Annotated in this window: 25 protein-coding genes; 14 read left to right on the top strand and 11 right to left on the bottom strand. The window is 72.2% G+C overall.

Features of this window, described 5'->3' with window-relative positions:
- Nucleotides 1-7 precede the first annotated feature (7 nt).
- Nucleotides 8-1,213 carry a sensor histidine kinase gene (locus ACGFMP_RS32285; protein ID WP_393676957.1) on the bottom strand — a complete coding sequence of 402 codons (1,206 nt, stop codon included), beginning with the start codon at nt 1,211-1,213 and terminating at the stop codon, nt 8-10.
- A gap of 997 nt (nt 1,214-2,210) precedes the next feature.
- Between ACGFMP_RS32285 and ACGFMP_RS32280 the strand changes: the two genes are divergently transcribed.
- The 10 genes from ACGFMP_RS32280 (at nt 2,211) to ACGFMP_RS32235 (ending at nt 10,267) form a co-directional block, all read left to right on the top strand.
- On the top strand, nt 2,211-3,119 hold the full coding sequence (locus ACGFMP_RS32280; protein WP_393676955.1) for a Rossmann-like and DUF2520 domain-containing protein: 909 nt from the start codon (nt 2,211-2,213) through the stop codon (nt 3,117-3,119).
- A complete protein-coding gene (gene panC / locus ACGFMP_RS32275; RefSeq protein ID WP_393676953.1) occupies nt 3,116-3,946 on the top strand; it encodes a pantoate--beta-alanine ligase in 831 nt (276 codons plus the stop codon). Before ACGFMP_RS32280 ends, panC begins: the two co-directional genes overlap by 4 nt.
- Complete coding sequence (locus ACGFMP_RS32270) at nt 3,943-5,730, top strand: L-aspartate oxidase (protein WP_393676952.1); 1,788 nt, start codon at nt 3,943-3,945, stop codon at nt 5,728-5,730. Before panC ends, ACGFMP_RS32270 begins: the two co-directional genes overlap by 4 nt.
- A 141-nt stretch (nt 5,731-5,871) precedes the next feature.
- Nucleotides 5,872-6,858 carry a carboxylating nicotinate-nucleotide diphosphorylase gene (gene nadC, locus ACGFMP_RS32265; RefSeq protein ID WP_393677064.1) on the top strand — a complete coding sequence of 329 codons (987 nt, stop codon included), beginning with the start codon at nt 5,872-5,874 and terminating at the stop codon, nt 6,856-6,858.
- Nucleotides 6,859-6,864: 6 nt separating this feature from the next.
- Nucleotides 6,865-7,683 carry a type III pantothenate kinase gene (locus ACGFMP_RS32260; RefSeq protein WP_393676951.1) on the top strand — a complete coding sequence of 273 codons (819 nt, stop codon included), beginning with the start codon at nt 6,865-6,867 and terminating at the stop codon, nt 7,681-7,683.
- A gap of 118 nt (nt 7,684-7,801) precedes the next feature.
- Nucleotides 7,802-8,539: a hypothetical protein gene (locus tag ACGFMP_RS32255; RefSeq protein ID WP_393676950.1), complete on the top strand. Its 738-nt coding sequence runs from the start codon at nt 7,802-7,804 to the stop codon at nt 8,537-8,539.
- A gap of 102 nt (nt 8,540-8,641) precedes the next feature.
- Nucleotides 8,642-8,818 (top strand): hypothetical protein, encoded by a 177-nt coding sequence (locus ACGFMP_RS32250; protein WP_393676948.1) that lies wholly within the window; start codon nt 8,642-8,644, stop codon nt 8,816-8,818.
- A gap of 66 nt (nt 8,819-8,884) precedes the next feature.
- Nucleotides 8,885-9,280, top strand: a complete 396-nt coding sequence (locus ACGFMP_RS32245) for a BlaI/MecI/CopY family transcriptional regulator (RefSeq protein WP_393676946.1) — start codon at nt 8,885-8,887, stop codon at nt 9,278-9,280.
- A 9-nt stretch (nt 9,281-9,289) separates the two neighbouring features.
- Entirely contained in the window at nt 9,290-9,808 is a 519-nt protein-coding gene (locus ACGFMP_RS32240; protein WP_393676945.1) for an amino-acid N-acetyltransferase, read from the top strand.
- Nucleotides 9,809-9,928: 120 nt separating this feature from the next.
- Nucleotides 9,929-10,267, top strand: coding sequence for an Lsr2 family protein (locus ACGFMP_RS32235; protein ID WP_327289400.1), 339 nt, complete (start codon nt 9,929-9,931; stop codon nt 10,265-10,267).
- On the opposite strand, the gene ACGFMP_RS32230 is transcribed toward ACGFMP_RS32235, so the two are convergent.
- A complete protein-coding gene (locus ACGFMP_RS32230) occupies nt 10,198-10,806 on the bottom strand; it encodes an SCO3374 family protein (protein WP_393676944.1) in 609 nt (202 codons plus the stop codon). The genes ACGFMP_RS32235 and ACGFMP_RS32230 overlap by 70 nt on opposite strands.
- A gap of 427 nt (nt 10,807-11,233) precedes the next feature.
- Between ACGFMP_RS32230 and ACGFMP_RS32225 the strand changes: the two genes are divergently transcribed.
- Both ACGFMP_RS32225 and ACGFMP_RS32220 read left to right on the top strand, forming a co-directional pair.
- Nucleotides 11,234-13,744: an ATP-dependent Clp protease ATP-binding subunit gene (locus tag ACGFMP_RS32225; protein ID WP_393676942.1), complete on the top strand. Its 2,511-nt coding sequence runs from the start codon at nt 11,234-11,236 to the stop codon at nt 13,742-13,744.
- A gap of 349 nt (nt 13,745-14,093) precedes the next feature.
- A complete protein-coding gene (locus ACGFMP_RS32220) occupies nt 14,094-14,810 on the top strand; it encodes a M23 family metallopeptidase (protein WP_393676940.1) in 717 nt (238 codons plus the stop codon).
- A 36-nt stretch (nt 14,811-14,846) separates the two neighbouring features.
- On the opposite strand, the gene ACGFMP_RS32215 is transcribed toward ACGFMP_RS32220, so the two are convergent.
- Nucleotides 14,847-15,440, bottom strand: coding sequence for a TetR/AcrR family transcriptional regulator (locus ACGFMP_RS32215; RefSeq protein WP_393676939.1), 594 nt, complete (start codon nt 15,438-15,440; stop codon nt 14,847-14,849).
- Between the two features lie 208 nt (nt 15,441-15,648).
- Between ACGFMP_RS32215 and ACGFMP_RS32210 the strand changes: the two genes are divergently transcribed.
- Complete coding sequence (locus tag ACGFMP_RS32210) at nt 15,649-17,214, top strand: MDR family MFS transporter (RefSeq protein ID WP_393676938.1); 1,566 nt, start codon at nt 15,649-15,651, stop codon at nt 17,212-17,214.
- A gap of 155 nt (nt 17,215-17,369) precedes the next feature.
- Here ACGFMP_RS32210 and ACGFMP_RS32205 read toward each other — a convergent pair whose 3' ends face one another.
- The 6 genes from ACGFMP_RS32205 to ACGFMP_RS32180 all read right to left on the bottom strand — a co-directional run bounded on the left by ACGFMP_RS32205 (nt 17,370) and on the right by ACGFMP_RS32180 (nt 22,454).
- A complete protein-coding gene (locus ACGFMP_RS32205; RefSeq protein WP_393677062.1) occupies nt 17,370-17,816 on the bottom strand; it encodes an NUDIX domain-containing protein in 447 nt (148 codons plus the stop codon).
- A gap of 283 nt (nt 17,817-18,099) precedes the next feature.
- On the bottom strand, nt 18,100-19,344 hold the full coding sequence (locus ACGFMP_RS32200) for an ATP-binding protein (protein ID WP_393676937.1): 1,245 nt from the start codon (nt 19,342-19,344) through the stop codon (nt 18,100-18,102).
- Nucleotides 19,345-19,350: 6 nt separating this feature from the next.
- On the bottom strand, nt 19,351-20,034 hold the full coding sequence (cseB, locus tag ACGFMP_RS32195; protein WP_393676935.1) for a two-component system response regulator CseB: 684 nt from the start codon (nt 20,032-20,034) through the stop codon (nt 19,351-19,353).
- A gap of 4 nt (nt 20,035-20,038) precedes the next feature.
- The gene (locus ACGFMP_RS32190; protein ID WP_393676933.1) at nt 20,039-20,734 is read right to left on the bottom strand and encodes a hypothetical protein; all 696 of its coding nucleotides are present in this window, start codon (nt 20,732-20,734) and stop codon (nt 20,039-20,041) included.
- Nucleotides 20,722-21,285 (bottom strand): SigE family RNA polymerase sigma factor, encoded by a 564-nt coding sequence (locus ACGFMP_RS32185; RefSeq protein ID WP_393676931.1) that lies wholly within the window; start codon nt 21,283-21,285, stop codon nt 20,722-20,724. Before ACGFMP_RS32185 ends, ACGFMP_RS32190 begins: the two co-directional genes overlap by 13 nt.
- Nucleotides 21,286-21,491: 206 nt before the next feature.
- A complete protein-coding gene (locus ACGFMP_RS32180; RefSeq protein WP_393676929.1) occupies nt 21,492-22,454 on the bottom strand; it encodes an A/G-specific adenine glycosylase in 963 nt (320 codons plus the stop codon).
- A gap of 130 nt (nt 22,455-22,584) precedes the next feature.
- Between ACGFMP_RS32180 and ACGFMP_RS32175 the strand changes: the two genes are divergently transcribed.
- A complete protein-coding gene (locus ACGFMP_RS32175) occupies nt 22,585-23,487 on the top strand; it encodes a hypothetical protein (RefSeq protein WP_393676927.1) in 903 nt (300 codons plus the stop codon).
- 67 nt (nt 23,488-23,554) lie between these two features.
- Here the strand turns inward: ACGFMP_RS32175 and disA are convergent, their stop codons facing one another.
- Both disA and radA read right to left on the bottom strand, forming a co-directional pair.
- Nucleotides 23,555-24,706, bottom strand: coding sequence for a DNA integrity scanning diadenylate cyclase DisA (disA, locus tag ACGFMP_RS32170; protein ID WP_393676926.1), 1,152 nt, complete (start codon nt 24,704-24,706; stop codon nt 23,555-23,557).
- Nucleotides 24,707-24,987: 281 nt separating this feature from the next.
- Entirely contained in the window at nt 24,988-26,373 is a 1,386-nt protein-coding gene (gene radA, locus ACGFMP_RS32165; RefSeq protein WP_393676924.1) for a DNA repair protein RadA, read from the bottom strand.
- Nucleotides 26,374-26,505: the final 132 nt, after the last annotated feature.

Here is a 26,505-nt window from a genome sequence, read left to right as displayed (position 1 = left end):
TCCTCGTTCACTTGCCCACCGCGGTCAGCGGGAGCATCGCGCTGATACGGAAACCGCCCTCAGGGCGCGGGCCCGCGGCCAGGGTGCCGCCGACCATCCCGATCCGCTCCCGCATGCCGATCAGGCCCTGCCCGAGCCCGTCCCTGCCACCCTGCTCGTACCACCCGTCCCGGCCGCCCCGCCCGTCGTCCTCTATCAACAGGTCGAGCGCCGCGTCCCCGAAGCCCAGCACGACGCTGGCGCTCGCCCCGTCCCCGCCGTGCTTGCGGACGTTCGTCAGCGCCTCCTGCACGATGCGGTAGGCCGTCAGCTCGACGCCGCTCGACAGCGGCCTGGCCTGGCCCGCGACCTCGAAACGCACCGGCAGCCCGGCCCCGCGCACCTGGTCGATCAGATCCGCCAGCTGGTCCACCCCCGGCTGCGGCACATACTCCCCGCCCGCGTCGTCGCCGGCCCGCAGCAGCCCCAGCAGCCTGCGCATCTCGGCCAGCGCCTGGCGGCCGGTGCCGGAGATCGTGGCGAGCGCCTGCTTGGCCTGGGCCGGATCCACGTCCAGCACATAGGCGGCGCCGTCGGCCTGCACCACCATCACCGACACGTTGTGCGCCACCACGTCGTGCAGCTCCCGCGCTATGCGCGCGCGCTCGGCAGCCACCGCCGCCTTCGACTGCGCCTCCCGCTCCCGGTGCAGCCGCTCGGCCCGCTCCTCCAACTGCGCGTAATAGGCGCGCCGGGTGCGCAGCCGGTCGCCGATCACCCACGACAGGGCGAAGATCACCGTCAGGAAGAAGGTCTGGAGCAGCGTCGTCCAGATCGTCGAATACGGGCCGTGCGGCGGCCACCGCACCATGGCGACGGGCGTGGCCAGCAGGCCTCCGGCCAGCGCCAGCCGCGAGGACCAGCGGGCGCCGTTCGACGCGCACGTGTAGATGATCACGAGCATCGCGGCGTCGCCGGGATTCGGGGCCTGCACGTCCACCACGAGCTGGACCACGCCCGTGCCGATCGCGAGCAGCAGCATGTCCTCCGGCGCGCGGCGGCGCATCGCCACGACGGCGGCGAGCGCGAGCGACACCGGGACGGCGGCGGCTCGCGCCGCCACCGACGAGTGGTCGGCGGCGATCCACACCGCGCACACCGCGAGCAGGACGACGGCCCAGAAGCTGTCGACCCACGTCGGGTGTTTGCGGAGAAGTTCATAGATGCGCTGCACATAACCCAGCGTAGGCACCGGAACCCGTCCCGGGGTCAGCCCCGGGAGCGATCTCCCCCTACGCCCCAAGGTGGACAACCCCCTCCGCGACCCACCCCCCACCGCCCCGAGCCCGCGCCCCGCCGCCCGCGCACCGAGGGGATCCAGCCCCTTGCGGTACGCCCCTGTCCGCGCCCCACGCGGCGGCTGGTCAGCCGGATCACCACCGCAAGGGGCACATGCCTAGGGGCGCGGGGAACTGCGCGCCCAGCCACGACGCCGGGTCGGCCGCATTACCACCGCAAGGGGCACACGCCTAGGGGCGCGGGGAACTGCGCGCCCAGCCACGGCGCCGGGTCGGCCGGATCACCACCGCCAGGGGGCACCCCGCCCAGGGGTGCGGGGAACTGCGCGCCCAGCCACGACGCCGGGTCAGCCCTATCACCACGCCAGGGGGCACCCCGCTCAGGGGCGCGAGGAACTGCGCGCCCAGCCACGGCGCCGGGTCGGCCGGATCACCACCGCCAGGGGGCACCCCGCCCAGGGGCGCGGGGAACTGCGCGCCCAGCCACGACGCCGGGTCGGCGGGATCACCACGCCAGGGGGCACCCCGCTCAGGGGCGCGGGGAACTGCGCGCCCAGCCACGGCGCTGGGTCGGCGGGATCACCACGCCAGGGGGCACCCCGCTCAGGGGCGCGGGGAACTGCGCGCCCAGCCACGGCGCCGGGTCGGCGGGATCACCACGCCAGGGGGCACCCCGCTCAGGGGCGCGGGGAACTGCGCGCCCAGCCACAGCGCTGGGTCGGCGGGATCACCACGCCAGGGGGCACCCCGCTCAGGGGCGCGGGGAACTGCGCGCCCAGCCACGGCGCCGGGGAAGCGCGGCGCCCCACCGCAAGGGGCCCCAGGGCGCGCGGGCGCCACCCGCAGAGGCGTGGGGTGCGTCACGGGCGCAGCGCGAAACAGTTCGCGTAGGATTGACGAGAAGTGGCCGTCAACCCCTCAGCGGGAGGCGTAATGGTGGAGGAACGGCCCGGCCGTCTGACCGTGGGGGTCGTGGGAGCCGGGCGGGTGGGACCCGCTCTGGCCGCGGCCCTGGGAATGGCGGGGCACCGCCCCGTCGCCGCTTCCGGCGTCTCGGAGGCGTCAAGGCGCCGCGCCGAGGCCCTGCTGCCGGGTGTACCGATGCTGGAGCCCGGCCAGGTGATGGCCGCCGCCGACCTCGTACTGCTGACCGTCCCCGACGACGCCCTGCCCGATCTGGTGAGCGGCCTCGCGGAGACCGGCGCGGTGCGTCCTGGCCAGTTGCTCGTGCACACCTCGGGGCGGTACGGCACCGGCGTGCTGGATCCGGCGCTGCGGGCCGGTGCCCTGCCGCTGGCGCTGCATCCGGCGATGACGTTCACGGGCACGCCGGTGGATGTGCAGCGGCTGGCCGGGTGCTCGTTCGGGGTGACGGCCCCGGGGGAGTTGCGGCTGGCCGCCGAGGCGCTGGTCATCGAGATGGGCGGCGAGCCGGAGTGGGTCGAGGAGCGGGCCCGCCCGCTCTACCATGCGGCGCTGGCGATCGGCGCGAACCACCTGGTGACGCTGGTCGCCCAGGCCAGGGACCTGCTCAGTGCCGCAGGGGTGACCGAGCCCGGCCGGATGCTCGGCCCGCTGCTGGGCGCGGCGCTGGACAACGCGCTGCGCTCGGGCGACGGCGCACTGACCGGCCCGGTGGCCCGGGGCGACGCCGGTACGGTCGCCGCCCACCTGCGCGAACTGCGCGAGCACGCCCCGGAGACGGTCCCCTCCTACGTGGCGATGGCCCGCGCGACCGCGGACCGCGCCCTGGCCAACGGCATGCTCAAAGCCGAGTTCGCCGAGGCGCTGCTCGGCGCCCTGTCCGACGAACCCACCTCACCAGACGGGGGCATCGCATGACGGAGATCGTCCACCACGCCAAGGTCCTGGCACCTGCCAGCGCGGTGGTCATGACCATGGGCGCCCTGCACGAGGGGCACGCCTCGCTGATCCGCGCGGCCCGCGCCCTGGCCGGGGACGGCCAGGTCACGGTGACGGTCTTCGTCAACCCGCTGCAGTTCGGGCCGAACGAGGACCTGGCCCGCTACCCCCGCACCCTCGACGCGGACCTGGCGGTCGCCGAGGAGGCCGGCGCCGACGTGGTCTTCGCACCGGACGCGGACGAGGTCTACCCCGGCGGCGAGCCGCAGGTGCGGATCGCGGCCGGGCCGATGGGGGAGCGCTACGAGGGCGCGTCGCGCCCAGGCCACTTCGACGGGATGCTGACCGTCGTGGCGAAGCTGCTGCACCTCACCCGCCCCGCGGCGGCCCTCTTCGGGCAGAAGGACGCGCAGCAGCTCGCGCTGGTCCGCCGGATGGTGACGGACCTGAATTTCCCCGTGCACATCGCCGCGGTCCCGACCGTCCGCGAGCCGGACGGCCTGGCGCTGTCCAGCCGCAACCGCTTCCTGTCCGCGGCCGACCGCAGGCAGGCGCTGGCCCTGTCCCGGGCGCTGTTCGCCGGCCGCGACAAGGCGGCCGAGGGCCCCGAGGCCGTACGGGCGGCGGCGCGGGCCGAGGCCGCCGCGTCGGGCCTGAAGGCCGACTACCTCGCCCTCATCGACCCCGCCGACTTCACCGAGGCCGCACATGACCACACGGGCCCCGCGGTCCTCGCGGTGGCCGCGAAGGTCGGTGCCACCCGGCTGATCGACAACATCCCGCTGGAATTCGGAGCCGCGCAATGAACGCATCTGGAGCCGGCAGCAGCACCGGCATACGCCTGCACGCCCCCGCGCCCGGCTGGGCGATCAGCGCCGACGTGGTCGTGGTCGGTTCCGGGGTCGCCGGTCTCACCGTGGCGCTGCGCTGCGCCGCGGCGGGGGCCAAGGTCACCGTGGTGACCAAGGCGCACCTGGACGACGGGTCGACGCGCTGGGCGCAGGGCGGCATCGCCGCCGCACTCGGCGACGGCGACACCCCCGAGCAGCACCTGGACGACACCCTGGTCGCGGGCGCGGGCCTGTGCGACGAGGACGCGGTCCGCACGCTGGTGGGCGAGGGGCCGGACGCGGTGCGGCGGCTGATCGCCACCGGCGCCCGCTTCGACACCGACCCGGCGAGCGGCGAGATCCTGCTGACCCGGGAGGGCGGCCACCACCGTCGCCGTATCGCGCACGCGGGCGGCGACGCGACCGGCGCGGAGGTGTCCCGCGCGCTGATCGACGCGGTGCGGGCCGCAGGCAGCGCGCAGGCCGGCGGCCAGCGGCTGGAGCTGATCGAGAACGCCCTGGTCCTGGACCTGCTCAACGACGCGGAGGGCCGTACCGCCGGCGTCACCCTGCATGTGATGGGCCAGGGCCGCCGCGACGGCGTCGGCGCGGTCCACGCCAGGGCCGTGGTGCTGGCCACCGGCGGCATGGGCCAGGTCTTCTCCGCGACCACCAACCCCGCGGTGTCGACAGGCGACGGTGTGGCGCTGGCGCTGCGCGCGGGCGCCGAGGTCAGCGACATCGAGTTCGTGCAGTTCCACCCGACCGTGCTGTGGCTCGGCCCGGACGCGGAGGGCCAGCAGCCGCTGGTGTCCGAGGCGGTCAGGGGCGAGGGCGCGCATCTCGTGGACGCCGACGGCGTCCGCTTCATGGTGGGGCAGCACGAGCTGGCGGAGCTCGCGCCGCGCGACATCGTGGCCAAGGGCATCATGCGGCGGATGCAGGAGACGGGCGCCGCGCACATGTACCTCGACGGCCGGCACTTCGGCCCGACGATGTGGGCCGAGCGCTTCCCGACCATCCTGGCCGCCTGCCGCGCGCACGGCATCGACCCGGTGACCGGGCTGATCCCGGTCTCCCCCGCCGCGCACTACGCCTCCGGCGGTGTCCGCACCGACCTCCACGGGCGCACGACGGTGCCCGGTCTGTACGCCTGCGGCGAGGTCGCCTGCACCGGGGTGCACGGCGCCAACCGGCTGGCGTCGAACTCGCTGCTCGAAGGCCTGGTCTTCGCCGAGCGGATCGCCGCGGACGTGCTGGCCGACCGCAGCCTGCCGCCCGCTGAGCCGGTGGCACCGGAGCCCGGCGGCGCGCCGCTGCTGGCGTCCGAGGCCCGCTACGAGGTGCAGCGCATCATGACCGCGGGCGCGGGTGTGCTGCGCAGCGCCGAGTCGCTGACGGTGGCCGCGGGCGCGCTGGAGCGGCTGAACACCGCGGCGGTGGAGGCGTACGACCGGGAGGGAAAGACCGCCGAGCCTTGCGTGGAGACGTGGGAGTCCACCAATCTGAGTCTGGTCGCCCGGGTCCTGGTCGCCGCCGCCCGGCGCCGCGAGGAGACCCGCGGCTGCCACTGGCGCGAGGACCGTCCCGACCGCGACGACCGCGACTGGCGGCGCCACCTCGTCGTACGCCTCACCCCGCACCGCACGCTCGACGTCCGCACCACCCAGGGCCCGGACTTCCCGCCGGTCCGTGCCGAGCGGGCGACGGCCGTCGTCGGGGATGATGGGGAAGGGGAAGCGCGGGCCGCGCGCGGGTAGCACCGCCCGCCGCCCGATGTACCGCCGTAGCACCAGGACCGCCCGCAGCACCCAGCCGGCCGACCCGCCGGCACCGCATCAGAAGGAGCACAAGTGACCAGCCCCGACCGCCCGCAGCCCGTCGCCCTACCGCTGCCGAAGATCGGCCCGCCGGACGAGGCGTACGGCGGCGGTGGCGGCTGCGGTGACGGCTGCGGCTGCGGCGCGGAGGGCGCCGACTACGAGGTCGACCCGCTGGAGTGCGGCCTCGACCCCGACCTCGCCCAGCTGATCGCCGACGCGGGGCTCGACCCGGTCCAGGTCGAGGACATCGCGCACATGGCCATCGAGGAGGACCTCGACCAGGGCGTGGACGTGACGACCGTCGCGACCGTGCCGGAGGACGCCCGCGCGGTCGGCGACTTCACCGCCCGCGAGGCGGGTACGGTCGCGGGCCTGCGGGTCGCGGAGGCGGTGCTCTCGGTGGTGTGCACCGACGAGTTCGAGGTCGAGCGGCATGTCGAGGACGGCGACCGGGTGGCGGCCGGCCAGAAGCTGCTGACGGTGCGCACCAGGACCCGCGACCTGCTGACCGCCGAGCGCAGCGCGCTCAACCTGCTGTGCCGGCTGTCCGGCATCGCGACGACCACCCGGGCCTGGGCGGACCTGCTGGAGGGCACCAGGACCCAGGTGCGCGACACCCGCAAGACCACCCCGGGCCTGCGGGCGCTGGAGAAGTACGCGGTGCGCTGCGGCGGCGGCGCCAACCACCGCATGTCGCTGTCGGACGCGGCCCTGGTCAAGGACAACCACGTGGTGGCCGCGGGCGGGGTCGCCCAGGCCTTCAAGCTGGTGCGGGAGGAGTTCCCCGACGTCCCGATCGAGGTCGAGGTCGACACCCTGCACCAGGTGCGCGAGGTGCTGGACGCGGGCGCCGACCTGATCCTGCTGGACAACTTCACGCCGGCCGAGACCGCTGAGGCGGTGGCCATCGTGGGCGGCAGCGCCTTCCTGGAGTCGTCGGGCCGGCTCACGCTGGAGACCGCCCGCGCCTACGCGGAGACCGGCGTCAACTTCCTGGCGGTGGGCGCGCTGACCCACTCCTCCCCGATCCTGGACATCGGCCTCGACCTGCGAGCGGAAGCGTAGAGGCGGATGCTGCTCACCATCGACGTCGGCAACACCCACACCGTCCTCGGGCTGTTCGACGGCGAGGAGATCGTGGAGCACTGGCGGATCTCCACCGACTCGCGGCGCACCGCGGACGAGCTGGCGGTGCTGCTCCAGGGCCTGATGGGCATGCATCCGCTGCTGGGCGACCTCGGCGACGGCATCGACGGCATCGCGATCTGCTCGACGGTGCCCTCGGTGCTGCACGAGCTGCGCGAGGTGACCAGGCGCTACTACGGCGATGTGCCGGCGATCCTGGTCGAGCCCGGGGTCAAGACCGGGGTGCCGATCCTGGTGGACCACCCCAAGGAGGTCGGCTCCGACCGGATCATCAACTCGTTGGCCGCCGTCCACCTCTACGGCGGCCCGTGCATCGTGGTGGACTTCGGCACCGCCACGACCTTCGACGCGGTGTCGGCCCGCGGCGAGTACATCGGCGGCGCCATCGCGCCCGGCATCGAGATCTCGGTGGACGCGCTCGGGATGCGCGGCGCCCAGCTGCGCAAGATCGAGCTGGCCAGGCCGCGCAGCGTGATCGGCAAGAACACGATCGAGGCCATGCAGTCCGGCATCCTCTACGGTTTCGCCGGCCAGGCGGACGGCATCGCCGAGCGGATGGCCCGCGAGCTGGCCGCCGACCCGGACGATGTGACGGTGATCGCCACCGGCGGCCTCGCGCCCCTGGTGCTGAACGAGGCGTCGATCATCGACACCCACGAGCCGTGGCTCACCCTGATCGGACTGCGCCTGGTCTACGAGCGCAATGTCCCCTCCTTCACCGCGGGTCCGCCGCCGGGCGCCTGAGGCTTTCCGGGGCGGCGGCGGCAGCGCGGTACCCGCTTTTCGCGGGCGGCCCGCGGGCGAACACACCGGGGCGGGGATATTGCCGGGCATTTGTCCGCTTAGCACTTAAAGTCCATTCATGCCTACGCCACACGGAAACCGAGGCGGCATGGCGTTCAGCGCGGACGAGCTGCAAGTGCTGCGGCGCGCTCTCGCGGAGGTGCTGCACCCCAGCAGGACCTTCGCGGGTACCGCGGTGACCGCCGCCGCCGTGCCCCGCCCGGCCGAGCACGTCAGGGACTGCCTCAGGCTCGCCGAGGCGGTGGACGACGCGGTCCAGGAGGCGGGACGGCTGCGCGCCTTCCTGCTGGCGGAGCTGCGCCGCTACCGCGAGGCGCTGCCCGGCTCCGCGGCCGGCTACCTGGAACGGCTCACCGACGCCGTGGCGGCCGGGTACCTGCCGGGCGCCGAGGACCTTGCGGCGCTGCGCCGCCTGCGCGCGCAGGCCACCGGCAGCCCGGAGCACCACCGGCGTACCGCACTGCTGCGCCACTGCGAAAACCTGGCAGACAACGACGTACGACTGTGTCTGGAGGCCCATATGCCCGCGCCGCGCCGTCTGCTCGCCCTCCCCGGCCCGTCCGCCGCAGAGGAAAGGCCCGCCTCGAAGCCCGACGCCGAGCCCGCGCCCAAGCCCGCCGCGCCGCCCGCGCCCGGCGCGCCCAAGCCCGCGGAGCCCGACCCCGGCCGCCGTACGCCGACCCCCGCCGAGATCTGGCCGCCGGGACGCCGGCCCGCTCCCCGCCGCGACGACGAGGACGAGAGGGCGGTACCGGCGGCGCTGGCCGGTCTCGTCGGTCCGCGCCGGGCCTGCTGACCTAAAGCACCGCGCCAATTCCCGCGCCGTTTCCACGGGTGCCCCGGCCGCGCCGGGGCACCCGTGCGCATGGCGCCAGGAAGGCCTGGTTAGGGTGGCGCCATGGACTACGTTTCCGCGATCGTGCCGCCGCTGGTCATGGCGATCTTCTTCACCTGTGTGATCATCACGATGATCAAGCACCAGGGTGGCGCCAACAAGGCCCGGGAGGACGCCGCGGTGGACGCGGCCTTCGCCTCCGCGGAGGCCGCGCGGCAGACCAGGGCAGAGGAACACTGAGCAGCCGAATCCCCGACGGGTTCGCATTCCGGGCATTCCGCCCCGCCTGCGCCTAGTATTCGAAGTGTGCCCCGGCCATTGGGAGACCTCGAAGACGCGGTCATGACCCGGGTGTGGGAGTGGAACCAGCCGGTCACCGTTCGTGAGGTTCTCGAGGACCTGGCGCGGGACAGGACCATCGCCTACACCACGGTGATGACCGTAATGGACAACCTGCGCCAGAAGGGGTGGCTGCGGCGTGAGGCCGATGGCCGCGCTTATCGCTATGAGGCGGTATCGACGAGAGCCGCATACTCGGCCGCACTGATGAACGAAGCCTGGGCCGCGAGCGACAACCCCGCCGCGGCCCTCGTGCACTTCTTCGGCATGATGTCGCCGGAACAGCGTGAAGCGGTCCGTGACGCAATGCGCATCATCCAGTCCGTCGACCCCTCGGGTCCGACGGAAGCCGAAGGGCGATAGCGTCCGTCCATGCCCCTCGTGTCGAATGATGTCACCATCCGCAGGGCCCGTACCGCCGATGTCCCCGCGGTACGGCGGTTGCTGGACTCCTATGTGCGCGACCGCATCCTGCTCGACAAGGCGACGGTGACGCTTTATGAGGACATCCAGGAGTTCTGGGTGGCGGAACGGGACGAGGACGCGGCGGTGGTCGCCTGCGGGGCCCTGCACGTGATGTGGGAGGACCTGGCCGAGGTCAGGACGCTCGCGGTGGACCCGGTGCTGCGCGGCGCCGGTGTCGGTCACCAGGTGCTGGCGAAGTTGCTGCAGACCGCGCGGTGGCTCGGAGTGCGTCGAATTTTCTGCCTCACGTTCGAAGTGGACTTCTTCGCGAAGCACGGCTTCAGGGAGACAGGGGACACTCCGGTGGACGGCGATGTCTTCGGGGAGCTGCTGCGTTCCAATGACGAGGGAGTCGCCGAGTTCCTGGACCTGGAGCGGGTGAAACCGAACACCTTGGGCAACAGCCGCATGCTGCTGCAACTGTGACGTTCCGGTTTGTCCGGATCGCACTGTCTCGGGTGGACCTCTTCGTGCAAGGGGTTTGTGTTTTCCCCGCAAAGGCGCTTTGCTTTTACCGTTAATCCGTTTTCGATGAAAGGGAAGCCGGTGGCACAGAAGGTTCAGGTCCTTCTCGTAGACGACCTCGACGGTGGTGAGGCGGACGAGACGGTGACGTTCGCACTCGATGGTGTGACGTACGAGATCGACCTCACCACGGCGAATGCCGACAAGCTGCGCGGGCTGCTCAACCCGTACACGGACAGTGGTCGCAGGACCGGTGGCCGGGTCGGCCGGGGGCGTACCAAGGCAGTGCGCGGGGGTGGCGCGTCGGGTCCCGACACCGCCAAGATCCGCGCCTGGGCGAAGGAGAAGGGTTACGAGGTCAACGACCGCGGTCGGGTGCCCGCCACGATCCGCGAGGCGTACGAGAAGGCCCACGGCTGATCCTGGGTGCGCGCCCGCAGCGCGACCCGGTGGCAGGCCGTCGCCAGCGCGGCGACCAGGGCCGGCAGGCCGATGGGGACCCCCGATCCATCGGCTCCTCCGGTGACCCGCAGCGCGGGCACGGTGGCCTCCACCTCGACGCCCGGCCGGGGAGGTCGCAGCCACACCGGTGCCGACCGGTCGTATGCGGCCTCCCGGCGGCCCCACTCGGGGTGCGCCGGTGCCCGCATCTGCTGTCCGGCGCCCAGCGCGGCCACGTCCAGTGCGATGCCGCCCCACTCCAGCCATTCGAGCAGCCCCGGCAGCTCCTCCGCGGCGCCCGCCGCGACCAGCAGCCGGATCCGGTGCCCGTCGAGCGCCACGGGCCCCAGCTCGCCGGGCCGCGGGAAGCGGGTCAGCAGCGCGTACCCGACCGCGGCCGGCACATCGAGCGCGTCGAACCGCACCCCGGTGACCAGCCCCGGCGGCTGCGCCCCCGACAGCGGCCACCCCAGCTCGTGCTCGTACCAGCCCATGCCATGGCAACTGCCGGGCAGCACCGGGGTTACGTATCGCGCACGAGTGAACACGTACGGTGTGTGGAATGTACGATTCCGGGGAGGCGCCGCCCGGCTTGAACTGTTCGCCCCGGCGCAAGGTTGTTCGCCCGTAGCGCACACCTGCCGGACATCCGGTGTGGACTGTCGGTCGCGGAGGGTAAGAAGTACCTAGTGGGAAGGGCTGGTGTGACGGCAGGCGCGGCAGGCGTTCGCCACGGGCGTAGTTGATAAAGAGGTATTCGCCTGGCCTGCGGGAACATCGTCTCGCACCATCGAGGTTGTGGGAGTGACGTCAGCCGGTAGCGCAGCTTTCCCCGCGGCAGCGGGGGTGGATACGTGAGCGGCGCCGCTGTGCGGGACTAGCATGCGGAAGGACAGGGAGGGGACCGACCCCTCACTGCCCGACCGCTCTGAGGAGCGATTAACGATGTTCGAGAGGTTCACCGACCGCGCGCGGCGGGTTGTCGTCCTGGCTCAGGAAGAAGCCCGGATGCTCAACCACAACTACATCGGCACCGAGCACATCCTCCTGGGCCTGATCCACGAGGGTGAGGGTGTCGCCGCTAAGGCCCTGGAGAGCCTCGGGATTTCTCTTGAGGCGGTCCGCCAGCAGGTGGAGGAGATCATCGGCCAGGGGCAGCAGGCCCCGTCCGGCCACATCCCCTTCACTCCCCGGGCCAAGAAGGTCCTGGAGCTGTCGCTCCGCGAGGCTCTTCAACTGGGTCACAACTACATCGGCACCGAGCACATCCTGCTCGGCCTGATCCGCGAGGGCGAGGGCGTCGCCGCCCAGGTCCTGGTGAAGCTGGGCGCCGATCTGAACCGGGTCAGGCAGCAGGTCATCCAGCTGCTGTCCGGTTACTCGGGCAGCAAGGAGTCGGCCACGGCCGGCGGGCCGGCCGAGGGCACCCCCTCGACCTCGCTCGTCCTCGACCAGTTCGGCCGCAACCTGACCCAGGCCGCCAGAGAGACAAAGCTCGACCCGGTCATCGGGCGCGAGAAGGAAATCGAGCGGGTCATGCAGGTGCTGTCCCGCCGCACCAAGAACAACCCGGTCCTCATCGGCGAGCCCGGCGTCGGCAAGACCGCCGTCGTGGAGGGCCTGGCCCAGGCGATCGTCAAGGGCGAGGTGCCCGAGACGCTCAAGGACAAGCAGCTCTACACCCTGGACCTCGGCGCCCTGGTGGCCGGCTCCCGTTACCGCGGTGACTTCGAGGAGCGCCTGAAGAAGGTGCTCAAGGAGATCCGCACCCGCGGCGACATCATCCTGTTCATCGACGAGCTGCACACCCTGGTCGGCGCCGGCGCCGCCGAGGGCGCGATCGACGCGGCCTCGATCCTCAAGCCGATGCTGGCCCGCGGCGAGCTGCAGACCATCGGTGCGACCACGCTCGACGAGTACCGCAAGTACCTGGAGAAGGACGCCGCTCTCGAGCGCCGCTTCCAGCCCATCCAGGTCGCCGAGCCGTCGCTGCCGCACACCATCGAGATCCTCAAGGGCCTGCGCGACCGCTACGAGGCCCACCACCGGGTGTCGATCACGGACGAGGCCCTGGTGCAGGCCGCCACGCTGGCCGACCGCTACATCTCGGACCGCTTCCTGCCGGACAAGGCGATCGACCTGATCGACGAGGCCGGCTCCCGGATGCGCATCCGCCGGATGACGGCGCCGCCGGACCTGCGCGAATTCGACGAGAAGATCGCCGAGGTGCGCAGGGAGAAGGAGTCCGCGATCGACTCGCAGGACTTCGAGAAGGCCGCGTCCCTGCGGGACAACGAGAAGCAGCTGCTCGCCGCGAAGGCCAAGCGGGAGAAGGAGTGGAAGGCCGGCGACATGGACGTCGTCGCCGAGGTCGACGGCGATCTGATCGCCGAGGTCCTCGCCACCGCCACCGGCATCCCGGTCTTCAAGCTGACCGAGGAGGAGTCCTCCCGGCTGCTGCACATGGAGGACGAGCTCCACAAGCGCATCATCGGGCAGAAGGACGCCGTCAAGGCGCTCTCCAAGGCGATCCGCCGTACCCGCGCGGGTCTGAAGGACCCCAAGCGCCCCGGTGGCTCGTTCATCTTCGCCGGCCCGTCCGGTGTCGGTAAGACCGAGCTGTCCAAGGCGCTCGCCGAGTTCCTCTTCGGCGACGAGGACGCGCTGATCTCGCTCGACATGTCCGAGTTCAGCGAGAAGCACACCGTCTCGCGGCTCTTCGGCTCCCCGCCCGGATACGTCGGGTACGAGGAGGGCGGGCAGCTCACCGAGAAGGTGCGCCGCAAGCCGTTCTCCGTCGTGCTCTTCGACGAGGTCGAGAAGGCCCACCCCGACATCTTCAACAGCCTGCTGCAGATCCTGGAGGACGGTCGGCTGACCGACTCCCAGGGCCGGGTCGTGGACTTCAAGAACACGGTGATCATCATGACCACCAACCTCGGCACCCGGGACATCTCCAAGGGCTTCAACCTGGGCTTCGCGGCCCAGGGCGACACGAAGTCCGGGTACGAGCGGATGAAGAACAAGGTCAGCGACGAGCTCAAGCAGCACTTCCGCCCCGAGTTCCTCAACCGTGTGGACGACGTCATCGTCTTCCCGCAGCTCAGCCAGGACGACATCCTGCAGATCGTCGACCTGATGATCGGCGCGGTGGACGAGCGGCTGCGCGACCGCGACATGGGAATCGAGCTCAGCCTGGAGGCCAAGGAACTGCTCTCCAAGCGCGGCTACGACCCGGTGATGGGCGCAAGGCCGCTGCGGCGGACGATCCAGCGGGAGATCGAGGACTCGCTGTCCGAGAAGATCCTGTTCGGCGAGCTGCGCCCCGGCCACATCGTGGTGGTGGAGGTCGAGGGCGAGGGTGAGACGGCGACGTTCACCTTCCGCGGCGAGGAGAAGGTCACGGTGGCGGACGCCCCGCCCGTCGAGACCCCCAACCTCTCCAAGGAGGGCTAGCCCCTCCCGGCCACCGGCTCAGGCCCCGGCCCCGGACCTCATCGAGGTCCGGGGCCGGGGCTTTGTCCGTGGCCTCCGCGCCGCCCCCGAACCCCCTCGGAAGTGAGGCGTGGCACGTGACGCGTGCCACGTACTAACGGGATTAGTGGGTGCAGGATCCCTCTTTCACCCGGGCGAAACGGACTATTCGGCAGTTTTGGGCGGGTCCGCGGTGGGGCGGTGTGACCCGCGGACCTACGACCCCGGGTAGGAGGAGGGGTGTTTGCCGGGCCGCCGACGCCCGGGTTACCAAGGTGGAGCGACGGGCCGCACCGGCTCGATACCCCCACCCAGTGAGGTTATTTTCTGCATGCGTAAGAACTCGACGATGAAGAACCGCACCCTGAAGTCCGTGAACCGCCGCCGGGCTGCCGTGGTGACCGGAGGACTGGTCGCGGCGCTCGCGCTGGGCTCGACCGCAGCGTTCGCCGCGAGCGGCGGCCACGAGGCTGCTCCCGCCCCGGCGGCCGCGTCTGCACCGGTGAACGCCGCCGACGTCCTGCAGAAGCAGGCGACGGCACAGAAGGACGCCGCCGCACAGGCCAAGGCCAAGGCGAAGGCCGCGGCGGACGCGAAGAAGCGGGCGGCAGTGAAGGCCGCCGCCGACCGCAAGGCCAGGATCGCCGGCTGGGAGACCCCCGCGGCCCACTACGTGCTGGGCGCCGGCTACCACCAGGTCGGCAGCCACTGGATCAACACCCACTCCGGCCAGGACTTCGTGGTGCCGTCCGGCACCTCGGTGCGGGCCGCGCACACCGGCACCATCGTGACGGCGGGCTGGGGCGGCGCGTACGGCAACAACATCGTGATCAAGAACGGGTCGCACCTGTACACCCAGTACGGCCACCTGTCCCACATCGGGGTGCACGTCGGCCAGCACGTGATCACCGGCCAGGAGATAGGCAAGTCCGGCTCCACCGGGAACTCGACCGGGCCGCACCTGCACTTCGAGGTCCGCACCACCCCGTACTACGGCTCCTCCGTCGAGCCGCTGCACTTCCTGAAGGAGCACGGCGTCAACGCGTGATCCCCAGCAGACAGGCGTCAACCGGCCGCCGGCGAGTCAACCCGTAAGGACACTCGCCTCGGCCTGGGCGACGAGATCGAGGGCGACCTCGAGGATGGCCGCGCGCTTCTCCTCGGGGTCGCCCTCGACGTTCTGCGTCACGAACATGCCGGCGTGCATCGCGAAGAGCGCGGTGACGCTGCGGACCTGCGCCGCGATCGGGGCCGCCGGATCCTTCAGCAGCTCGCCCAGCGCCTTCATGCTGTTGCGGAAGTTCTCGCCGACGGTCAGCTCGCGTACCGTCGCCTGGTTCTCCTGGATGAAGCGGAAGAGGTCGACGGTGCTCCACAGGATGTCGCTGTAGCGTCGCAGCAGCTCCTGCTTGGTGGCCAGGGAGTGCGGCTGGCCCTCGGCCCAGGCGATCAGGTCGCGCAGCGGCTGTGCCAGGTCCTCGGCGATGCTGCTGAGGATGTCCTCTTTGGTCTTGAAGTGGTAGTAGAGGGCCGCCTTCGTCACGTCGAGCCGCTCGGCGATCTCCCGCAGCGAGGTCTTCTCGTAGCCTTGCTCGGCGAACAGCTCCAGCGCGACCTTCTGGATACGGCGTCGCGTGTCGCCCCTGCGCGCCTGCGGATGCTGCTGCGGTGTGCCCATTGGCTTGTCGCTCTCCTGCTGCACTACGTCACCTCCGCCGAGGAGTGTGACCGGCCAGAAGCCCACGGTAGGGCCTTCTTCCGAGGCTACGCACTTACTTGACGCCCGGCTAGTGAACAACGTACCGTGCTGCTACGCATTCGTACTAGCCGGGCGGCAAGTAAGTACCACTGAATCACCGCCCGAGCACGGGGGAGGAAACCCGGTCATGTCCAAGACCGAAACCGTCAAGCCGTCCGCGGCGGAACCGCGTCAGCGCAGCGTCCGGGTGGTCATGGCCGGTCTGCTGATCGCCATGCTGCTCGCCATGCTCGACAACATGATCGTCGGCACCGCGATGCCCACGATCGTCGGCGAGCTGGGCGGGCTCGACCACCTGTCATGGGTCGTCACCGCCTACACCCTGGCCACCGCCGCCTCCACCCCGATCTGGGGAAAGCTCGGCGACATGTACGGCCGCAAGGGCATCTTCCTGACCTCGATCGTGCTGTTCCTGATCGGCTCCGCCGCCTCCGGCATGGCGCAGAGCATGGACCAGCTGATCGGCTTCCGCGCCTTCCAGGGCCTGGGTGCCGGCGGTCTGATGGTCGGCGTGATGGCGATCATCGGCGAGATGATCCCGCCTCGCGAGCGCGGCAAGTACCAGGGCATGATCGCGGGCGTCATGGCCATCGCCATGATCGGCGGCCCGCTGGTCGGCGGCTCCATCACCGACAACTGGGGATGGCGCTGGAGCTTCTACATCAACCTGCCGATCGGCGTCGTCGCCCTCGCGATGGTGACCATCGTGCTGCACCTGCCCAAGAAGCGCAGCGAGGGCCGTATCGACTACTGGGGCGCCTCGCTGCTCACCGTGGCGATCACCTCGCTGGTGCTGCTGACCACCTGGGGCGGCACGCAGTACGCCTGGGGCTCCGTGCAGATCATCGGCCTGCTGGTGCTCGGCCTGGCCGCGCTCGCCGCCTTCGTCTACGCCGAGACCCGCGCGCCCGAGCCGATCATGCCGCTGCGGATCTTCCGCAACGCGAACTTCTCGCTGATCTCGCTGATCGGCTTCCTCGTCGGCTTCACGATGTTCGGCGCGATGACCTTCCTGCCGCTCTACCAGCAGACCGTGCAGGGCGCCTCGGCGACCAACTCCGGCCTGCTGCTGCTGCCGATGCTGCTCGCGATGATGGCCGTCTCCATGGTCGCCGGCCGGGTCACCACCGCCACCGGGCGCTACAAGATCTTCCCGATCGTCGGCGGCGGCCTGATCACCGTCGGCCTGGTGCTGCTGTCCACGATGGACGTCCACACCAGCCGCTTCACCTCCGGCCTCTACATGGCCGTGCTGGGCGCGGGCATGGGCTTCATCATGCAGATCACCATGCTGATAGCGCAGAACAGCGTCGAGATGCGCGACATCGGCGTGGGCTCGTCGTCCGCCACACTCTTCCGCACGATCGGCGGCTCCTTCGGTGTCTCGCTCTTCGGCGCGCTCTTCTCGCACCGGATCCAGCACGGCATGGACGCCAGCGCGGCGGGCGCCGCGGTCACCAAGGGCGGCGCCCAGCTCGACCCGGCGACCATCGCCAAGTTCCCGCCGGCCCTGAAGGACGCGTACTTCCACGCGGTGGCCTCCGGTACGCACGTCGTCTTCCTGTGGGGCGCGGTGGTGAGCGTGTTCGGCTTCCTGGCCGCCTGGTTCCTCGTCGAGACCCCGCTGCGCGGCGCGGCGGCGAAGCCGGCCGCGGCGGCGGAGGACGAGCCGGTGCTGATCGACGCCGTCTGACCCCCTCCGGTCACCACAGCGGACCGCAGCCCCCTCAGGCCCTCCCCGGCCCGAGGGGGCTTTCCGCTGCCCGCGCGCACCGGATGGGGCGCCTGCGCGGCCCCTGCGGCCCGCCCGGCGGGCTTGCCGCCGGGTGGCAGTGGGTGGGGTGGTGGTCAGCGCCAGCCGCGGAGGGAGACGGAGGGCTGGTCGCCGGCGAGGTAGGCGCTCAGGGCCGCACCGGTGGAGGGGACGAAGCCCTCGGGCAGCGCGTCGATCGGGGTCCAGCAGACCTGGGCGTGCTTGGCCGGCTCGCGGTTCTCCGGCTCGCCCGCCCACTCGTCGGCGGCGAAGACGACGGTGAGATAGCCGTTGGGCGATTCGACGCCCCACGCCCCGTGGACGAGATGGACGAGCCGCAGCGTCTCGGGCCTGACCACGAGCCCCGTCTCCTCCCGCAGCTCCCGTGCCGCCGTCACGGTCACCGGCTCGCCGGGATCGCTCTTGCCGACCGGCAGATCCCACAGCCCGTGCCCGTATGAGGCGCCTTCGCCGCGCTGGAGCAGCACCACCCGGCCGGCGGCCCTGTCGTGCACGATGACCGCCGCGGCCAGCAGCGTCATGGACTCCGCGGCGGGCGGTAGGGCCTCGGGGCGGTCGTTCGCCTTCGGCTGGGTCACGGTGCTTCCTCTCCGGTCCTGCTGACGCGAGCGATCAGCAGACGGTACCTGTTGCCGTGGCGGGCACGGATGGCGGACCCATCGCTTCCGGTCGCGGGGAAGCGGTGTACCGAGAAGCCCCGATGGTATGAGCCTCGTAATTTCTGGCCCCCAGCGGCTCCTGATCCCACCGCACGCCGGGCCCGGCCTCCTCGCGGCCGCGGGCGGCGGGCTCAGCGGGGCGGCCTCAGCGGGGCAGGAGCAGCTGGGCGACCGCCCCGCCGCCCTCGACGGCCGGGGCGTTGCGGAAGGTGAGACGGGCGCCGAGCACCCGGGCCTGGCCGGTGGCGATGGTCAGGCCGAGGCCGTGACCGGCGCCCGCGCGGTCGGTGGAGCCGGTCCGGAAGCGGCTGGGACCCTCCCGGAGGAGGTCGGGGGGGAAGCCGGGGCCGTGGTCGCGGACCCGGAGGAATGAGCCGTCGACCAGGACGTCGATGGGGGCGCCGCCGTGCCTGCCGGCGTTGGCCAGCAGATTGCCGAGTATCCGCTCCAGGCGGCGCGGGTCGGTCTGCACGACCGCTTCCTCGGCCACGGTGAGGATCGCCCCGGGGGCCAGCACCGGCACCCGGTGGCGGACGAACTCCGCGAGGGCGACCTCCTGGAGGTCGGCCTGCTCGGCGGCCCCGTCCAGCCGGGCGACCTCCAGGACGTCCTCGACCAGGGTGCGCAAGGCGTGCACCCGGTCGCGTACCAGCTCGGAGGGGCGGCCGGGCGGCAGCAGTTCCGCGGCGGTGACCAGGCCGGTCACCGGTGTGCGCAGCTCGTGCGCGATGTCGGCGGTGACCCGCCGCTCGGCCTCGAGCCGCAGCTGCAGGGCGTCGGCCATCGCGTCGACGGCCCTGGCGAGCTCGTCGGTCTCGTCCCGGCCCCGGCCCCCGATGGCCTCGCGCACCCTGACCTGCGTGTCGCCGTCGGCGACCTTGCGGGCGGCGGTCGCGGCCTTGCGCAGCCGCCGCGACATGCGGCCGCCGACGAGGACGCCGATGGCGGTGCCGCCGAGCACGACGGCCAGCGAGCCGAGCACCAGGGTCCTGTCCAGGTCGACCAGCACCGAGTAGCGGTCGGTGAACCCGGTCTTCAGCGAGAGCACCTTGCCGTTCCCGGCGGGCGTCTCGGCCCAGACGACCAGCCCGGAGGCGGTCTGCTGGACGAAGGTGGCGCGCTGGCCCTTGGCGGCGTAGTCGTGGAGCTCGGGCGGCAGCGCCGGGTCGTCGAGGGCGGCGTAGAAGACCAGCCGGCCGTTGGTCTCGTAGATCCGCAGCGCGGACTGCACCCGCTCGTCCTGCACGTCCCTGGCGCTGTTGATCATGCTGACCCTGGCGGCGTTGTGCACGACGAGGCTCAGCGCGACGACGACGAGCGCGGACACCAGGGCGATGGCGGCGCTGAGCTTCCAGCGCAGGGTGAGGGTGGGGCGGAAGCGCCGCGGCATCGGCGGTCAGGCCCGCAGCTTGTAGCCGAAGCCGCGCACGGTCTCGATCCGGTCCTGGCCGACCTTGGTCCGCAGCCGCTGGACGTGCACGTCCACCACCCGGGTGTCGCCGCCCCAGTCGTAGTCCCAGACCCGGGTCAGCAGCCGGTCGCGGGACAGCACGGTGCCGGGCGCCGCGGCGAATTCCAGCAGCAGCCGCATCTCGGTCGGGGTCAGCGCGAGCCGCTCACCCGAGCGGGTGACCTCCATGCCCTCCGGGTCGATCGCGATGTCGCCGAAGGACAGCAGCGCCCCGTCGTCCGGCGGACCGTCCGCGGCGCTGGCTCGGAAGCGGCGCAGCACCGCCCGGATGCGGGCGACCAGCACCGCCCCGTCGAAGGGCTTGGTGACGTAGTCATCGGCGCCGGCTTCGAGGCCGAGCACGACGTCGATGGCGTCGGCGCGGGCGGAGACCATGATGACCGGCACGGTCGACTCGTCCCTGATCCGCCGGCACAGGCTGACCCCGTCGAGCCCCGGCACCATGACGTCGAGCAGCGCCAGGTCGGGCCGCCGGGCGCGGAAGGCGTCGAGGCCGGTCAGGCCGTCGGGGGCGGCCGTGACCTGGAAGCCGTCGCGCTCCAGGGCGAGCGTGGTGGCCTCGCGGATGACGTCGTCGTCCTCGACGAACAGGACATGGGTGGCCGGCATCGCGTCAACGGCTCCCGGGTGCCGACACCGCCGCCGACGCGGTCGGCAGGTCCGGGTCGAGCGGGTCGGAGTCGGGGCGCGGCGCCGGCTCGGTGGAGGTCGGTTCAGGGCGTACGGTCGGCGTCTGCGCGCCGAAGTCGGCGTAGCTGCGCGAGACCTGCACGAAGCGGCCGTCGCGCCACGTGTAGAGCACCGACTCCTGCCCGGTCGGATACGACACCGGGTCGTCCACCTTGTACACCTCGTGGATGATCTGCAGCTGCCCGTCCTCGACGCTGCCGTACACCGGGGGGCGCTCGTCGGCGAAGACGTTCTGGTATTTGCCGTTCACCATACGGTAGACGTACGCGGCGACTCCGAGGCCGTCTCCGCAGGTCGTGACGTTGACCACCAGGTCGGGGCCGTCGCCCGCGGTGAGATCGCCGGTGTCGGTCGCCATCGGGTAGTCGTCGCCCGCGCACGGCGTCAGGTCCTCGCGCACCCCCTGGCTGACGCTGCTGTCCCGGCGGACCATGGTGGCCAGCGCCTGCGGATTGCGGGCTATGGCCGGCGCGATCGCCGTGGACGGCCGCCTGACGCTGGGGGACGGCGCGGGCCCCTCCTTGCGGGCACCGGTGCCGGTGGTACCGCAGCCCGTCACCACGACGCACGCGCAGGTGAGCGCGCCCATCGCGGCGGTAGCGGGTCTTATGCGGCGCACATCGCCTCCTTCGGCTCCGGCACCGTACCCGCGGTCGCCTCGGGTCGCGTGTAGCCGTAGCTGCCGTGCTCCAGTTCGTGGCGCAGCCGGGCCAGTGCCCGGTGCAGCGTGCTCTTCACCGTACCGGTGGACATGCCCAGCACCCTGGCGGTCTCCTCGGTCGACAGCTGGCCGTAGTGGCGCAGCACGACGACCTGCCGCTGCTTGGGCGCGAGCACGGTCAGCACGTCCCGCAGCATCTCCCGGTCGGCGCGCTGCTCGGCCCCGTCGTCCACGCTGGGCTCGGGCAGGTCGCCGGTGGGCACCTCGTCGAGCTTGCGGCTGCGCCACCACTCGGTCCTGGTGTTGATCATCACCCGGCGCATGTAGGCGTCCGCCAGCGTCTTGTCGGTGATGCCCTCCCAGCGCCGGTAGGTGCGCACCAGCGCCGTCTGCACCAGGTCCTGGGCGTCGATCGGGTCGGGCACGAGGCGGCGGGCGCTGCGCAGCAGGGCGTCCTGCCGGGTCCTGACGTACTCCTCGAACTCCAATACCGCGCCGCTCGCCGCCATGGTGCCTCCGCCCCGGATCCGCTCTCGTACCGCCGCGATCCGGCAGTGCGCCGCGTCGCGGCCGGGGTCTCCCCCGACTGCGACGAAATTACGGAACGGATGTCAGGCTTCCGCCACCACGAACGCACAGCGGGCGCACAGCAACCCATCGGTTGTGTAACGGCCGGTGATCAATCCGGGCGAAAGGGGCGAAGCGGTGTGAAGCGTCAGGCGGGCAGCCGGTAGACGCCGTTGGCGAGCGGTTCGACCAGGCCGTCCTCGACCAGGCCGTCCAGCGCCCTGGCCCGCTGCACCGGCTCGTGCCACACCGAGTCGAGGGCCGCCTGCGGTACCGGTCCCGGTGAGGCGCGCAGGACCGCGAGCAGCCGGCCGCGCACCTGCCGGTCGGTCCCGGCGTACGACTGCCCGCGCCGCGGCGGACCGTCGTGCGGCGGCGAACCGGCCAGCCGCCAGGCGCACAGCGCCGCCACCGGGCACTCCCCGCACCGCGGGGAGCGGGCGGTGCACACCAGTGCGCCCAGCTCCATGGTGGCCGCGGCCCAGCGCGCCGCCGTCCCCTCGTCGGCGGGCAGCAGGCCCTCGGCCGTACGGCGTTCCGCCGCCGTCGTCGCGTTCGGCGGGTGCGCCACCCCGTTCACCACCCGGGCGAAGACCCGGCGCACATTGGTGTCGAGCACGATGTGCCGCCGCCCGTAGGCGAACGAGGCGACCGCCGCCGCCGTGTACTCCCCGACACCGGGCAGCGCCAGCAACTCGGCGTGCTCGCGCGGCACTTCACCGCCGTGCCGCTGCGCTATCGCACCGGCCGCGGCATGCAGCCGCAAGGCCCGGCGCGGGTAGCCGAGCCGGCCCCACGCTCTGACCGCCTCGCCCGGCGACTCCGCGGCCAGGTCGGCGGGGCGCGGCCAGCGGGCCAGCCACTGCTCGTGCACCGGCAGGACCCGGACCACCGGGGTCTGCTGGAGCATGAACTCGCTGACCATCACCGACCAGGCGCCCGCGTCCCGGCGGCGCCACGGCAGATCGCGGGCATGGTCGCCGAACCAGTCGATGACCAGGTCGTGCAGCGTGGCCGTCGACGAGGGCCCGGCGGCGGAGGCGCTGACGGTGCCGGTGCCGGGGGCGGTGACGATCGCGGACTCGGGGGTGTGGTGGAGGTCTGTGCTCATCGCCTCGCGATCCTCGCACACACCACCCACAGCGACCGTCCGCCGACGTAAACGTGATCATCGGCAAAGAGCAGGCACCGAGCGGCGGGTGTTGCGACGGCACACGGGTGATCTCCCATAGAGTTCGGGTGTGGGCTCGTTGCGCAATCCCGTCGGACCTCTTCCGTCGTCCATCTACTGGCGGCGGCGCGTTGTGGCGTTCGCACTCATCGCGCTGATCGCCGTACTGGTCGCCTGGGCGGTGACGTCGGGCGGCGGCGGAAGCGGGAAGGGCTCCTCGGCGCCCACCGGTTCGCGCTCCCCCGCGGCGACGATCACCGCGGGCCCCGCGCCCTCGGGCAGCCACATCACCGGCCGCCCCGGCGGGCGTGACACGGCCCCTTCCGACGGCGGCACCGCCTCGGACGGCGGCACCGGCTCCGACGCGGGTACGGGCACCGACGCCGGTACGGGCGACGGGACTTCGGCCGGTACGGACGCCGGTGCGTCCTCCGGCACCTCCGCGGGCGCGTCCGCGGGCGACACGGGCGGCAGCTCGGCGGGCAACTCCGCCGGTTCCTCGTCCTCCGGCGGCGGCGCGGGCGCGGGCACCGGCGCGACCGGCGACCAGGTCCCGGCCGGCTCGACGCTGCCGAACTGCTCGCCCGGCACCGTCTCGCTGTCCCTGACCAGCGCGATGAACTCCTACCCGCCGGGCGAGACCCCGGTGTTCCGGTTGCGGGCCACCAACTCGGGCAATGTCACCTGCAAGGTGGACTTCGGTCCGCGCAGCGCGGTCTTCACCATCACCAAGACCCCGGACAGCAGCCACGTATGGGCGTCCGACGACTGCCCCGCCGGCACCTCGCCCTACCTGCTCCAGGTCCCCGCGCACGGCACGACCACCTACACCCTGCACTGGAACGGCAAGACCAGCTCCCCGAAGTGCGCCGCCCCGAAGGGTGCGCAGGCCGCTCCTGGCAACTACCTGGCGCAGGCCACGCTGCCGGGATACGGCACCAAGAACGTGCCGTTCGTGCTGTCGCAGGACTGAGCGCGGGGCGCGGGGCGTACGGGGGACCGTCGGCCGGACGCGGGCCCACGGGCCGAACGCCGGGGCCCTAGACGTACCGTTCGAGGATCGACGACTCGGCCAGCCGCGACAGGCCCTCGCGGACCGAGCGGGCGCGGGCCTCACCGACACCGTCGACCGCCTGGAGGTCGTCCACGCTGGCGGCGAGCAGCTTCTGGAGGCCGCCGAAGTGCTCGACCAGCCGCTCGATCACCGTGTTCGGCAGCCGCGGCACCTTCGCCAGCAGCCGGTAACCGCGGGGCGAGACCGCAGAGTCCAGCGACTCGGGGGAGCCGGTGTAACCCAGCGCCCTTGCCACCGTCGTGAGTTCGATCAGCTCGCTCTGCGGCAGCGCGTCCAGCTCGGCCATCGCCTCGCCGACCGTGCGGCTGCGCTTGGCGGTCGGCTCCGGCACGTAGTCCCTGGCCACCAGCTCGCGTTCCGGTTCCACGCCCGCGATCAGCTCGTCCAGCTGGAGTGAGAGCAGCCGCCCGTCGGTGCCCAGCTCCACCACGTACTCGGCGATCTCGGTGGCGATCCGGCGGACCATCTCCAACCGCTGCGCCACCGCCGTGACATCGCGGACCGTGACCAGGTCCTCGATCTCCAGCGCCGACAGGGTGCCCGCCACCTCGTCGAGCCGCAGTTTGTACCGCTCTAGGGTGGCCAGCGCCTGGTTGGCGCGGGACAGGATCGCCGCCGAGTCCTCGAGGACCCGGCGCTGCCCGTCCACGTACAGCGCGATCAGCCGCATCGACTGACTGACCGACACCACAGGGAAGTTGACCTGCTTGCTCACGCGGTCCGCGGTGCGGTGCCGGGTGCCGGTCTCCTCGGTCGGGATCGTCGGGTCGGGCACCAACTGCACGCCCGCCCGCAGGATCTTGGTGATGTCCTTGTCCAGGATCAGCGCGCCGTCCAGCTTGCACAGCTCGCGCAGCCTGGTTGCGGTGAACTCCACATCGAGGACGAAGCCGCCGGTGCACAGCGACTCCACGGTCTTGTCCATGCCCAGCACGAGCAGGCCGCCGGTGTTGCCGCGCAGGATGCGCTCGAGCCCGTCGCGCAGGCCCGTGCCGGGTGCGACGGCACTCAGCGAGGCACGCATCAGCCCGCCGTCCTGGCCGGTGCCGGACCTGCTGGCGGAGTCCGCCGCTGCCTTGCGGGCCGGGGCGGCGCCTGCCCGGTCGTTGGCTGCCACTGCGTTCCTCCGGTCGGTACGGTTTGGAGTGAGTTTACGTCGTCCGCGCCGCGGGCCGCCGATCGCCGGCGTGCGCCCCCCCCGACCTGCGGCCTCCCGGACCGCGGGGACAGCTTCGCGCGACATCCCGTGATCCGCGGTGGAACGGCCCGGGGAGCCGGGAGCGGCGGATCATGTGCTATCGCCCGGATACCGGGGCGTATCAGGACGAGTCCGGCAATCCGGCGCGGGGCACCGCCGGGTGGAGTCCGGGGGAGCCCCCCGGGGCCACGGGCCAGGCCTCAGCCCCGGGAAGCCCTGGACGGCAGGGCACGCAGCGCGTCACCGATGTCCGAGACCTCGATCACCCGCATACCCGCGGGCACCTTGCCCGGGTCCGTCGGCACCAGCGCGTGCGTGAAGCCGAGCCGGGCCGCCTCCGACAGGCGGCGCTGCACACCGGTCACCCGGCGCACCTCGCCCGCCAGTCCCACCTCGCCGATCGCCACCAGATTCTTCGGCAGCGGGGTGTCGATCGCCGCACTGGCCAGCGCCAGGGCCACCGCCAGGTCGGCGGCCGGCTCCGTCAGCTTCACCCCGCCCACCGTCGCCGTGTAGATGTCCTGCTTGCCGATCGCCTTGATCCGCCCGCGCTGTTCGAGCACCGCAAGCATCATCGACACCCTGGAGGTCTCCAGGCCCGACGTCGTACGCCGAGGCGAGGGGATCTGGGTGTCCACCGTCAGCGCCTGCACCTCCGCGACCAGCGGCCGCTTGCCCTCCAGGGTCACCGTCAGGCAGGTGCCCGGCACCGGCTCGTCGCGGCGGGTCAGGAACAGGCCCGACGGGTCCGCGAGGCCCGTGATGCCCTCGTCGTGCAGCTCGAAGCAGCCGACCTCGTCGGTCGCGCCGTAGCGGTTCTTCACCCCGCGGATCAGCCGCAGCCGCGCGTGCCGGTCGCCCTCGAAGCTCAGCACCACGTCCACCAGGTGCTCGAGCAGCCGCGGCCCGGCGATCGCACCGTCCTTGGTGACATGGCCGACCAGCAGCGTGGCCATCCCGCGCTCCTTGGACGCCCTGATCAGCGCGCCCGCGACCTCACGGATCTGCGCCATCCCGCCGGGGGCCCCGTCGATCTCCGGCGAGGCCACGGTCTGCACCGAGTCCAGCACCAGCAGCGCGGGCTTCACGTCGTCCAGATGCCCAAGCACCGCCGACAGGTCCGTCTCCGCCGCCAGATACAGATGGTCGGCGAGCGCGCCGATACGGTCCGCGCGCAGCCGCACCTGCGACGCCGACTCCTCACCCGTGACGTACAGCACCGGGCTCTGCGCGCTCGACGCCTTCGCCGCCACATCGAGCAGCAGCGTCGACTTGCCGACCCCGGGCTCGCCCGCGAGCAGCGCCACCGCTCCCGGCACCAGGCCGCCGCCGAGCACCCGGTCCAGCTCCGGCACCCCCGTCGACCGCGCCGTCGCCTGCCGCCCGTCCACCTGGCCGATCGGCCGCGCGGGCGAGCTCACCCGCCCCGGGGCCGTGGTCCGGACGGCCGACACGCCGCCATACTGCTCGACCGTCCCCCACGCCTGGCACTCACCGCACCTGCCGAGCCACTTGACCGTGGTCCAGCCGCACTCGGTGCATCGGTAGGAGGGACGGTCCTTCGCGGCGGGCTTACGGGTGGCCATGCCGCCACCGTAGCGGTCGGGTACGACAACCCGCTCCGGCCGCCTTCCGGCCCCTGGTGCCGGCGGGGGCGCGAAGAGGGGCGTGCGGCGCGGGCTTCGAGTGTGCGCACGCTTCTTCACCCGGACGAATGA

Origin of the sequence: Streptomyces sp. NPDC049040 (assembly GCF_043197715.1) — a bacterium.
Classification (GTDB): Bacteria; Actinomycetota; Actinomycetes; order Streptomycetales; family Streptomycetaceae; genus Actinacidiphila.
The sequence above is the reverse complement of the archived record's forward strand: the minus strand, read 5'-3'. Positions and strand labels throughout refer to the sequence as shown.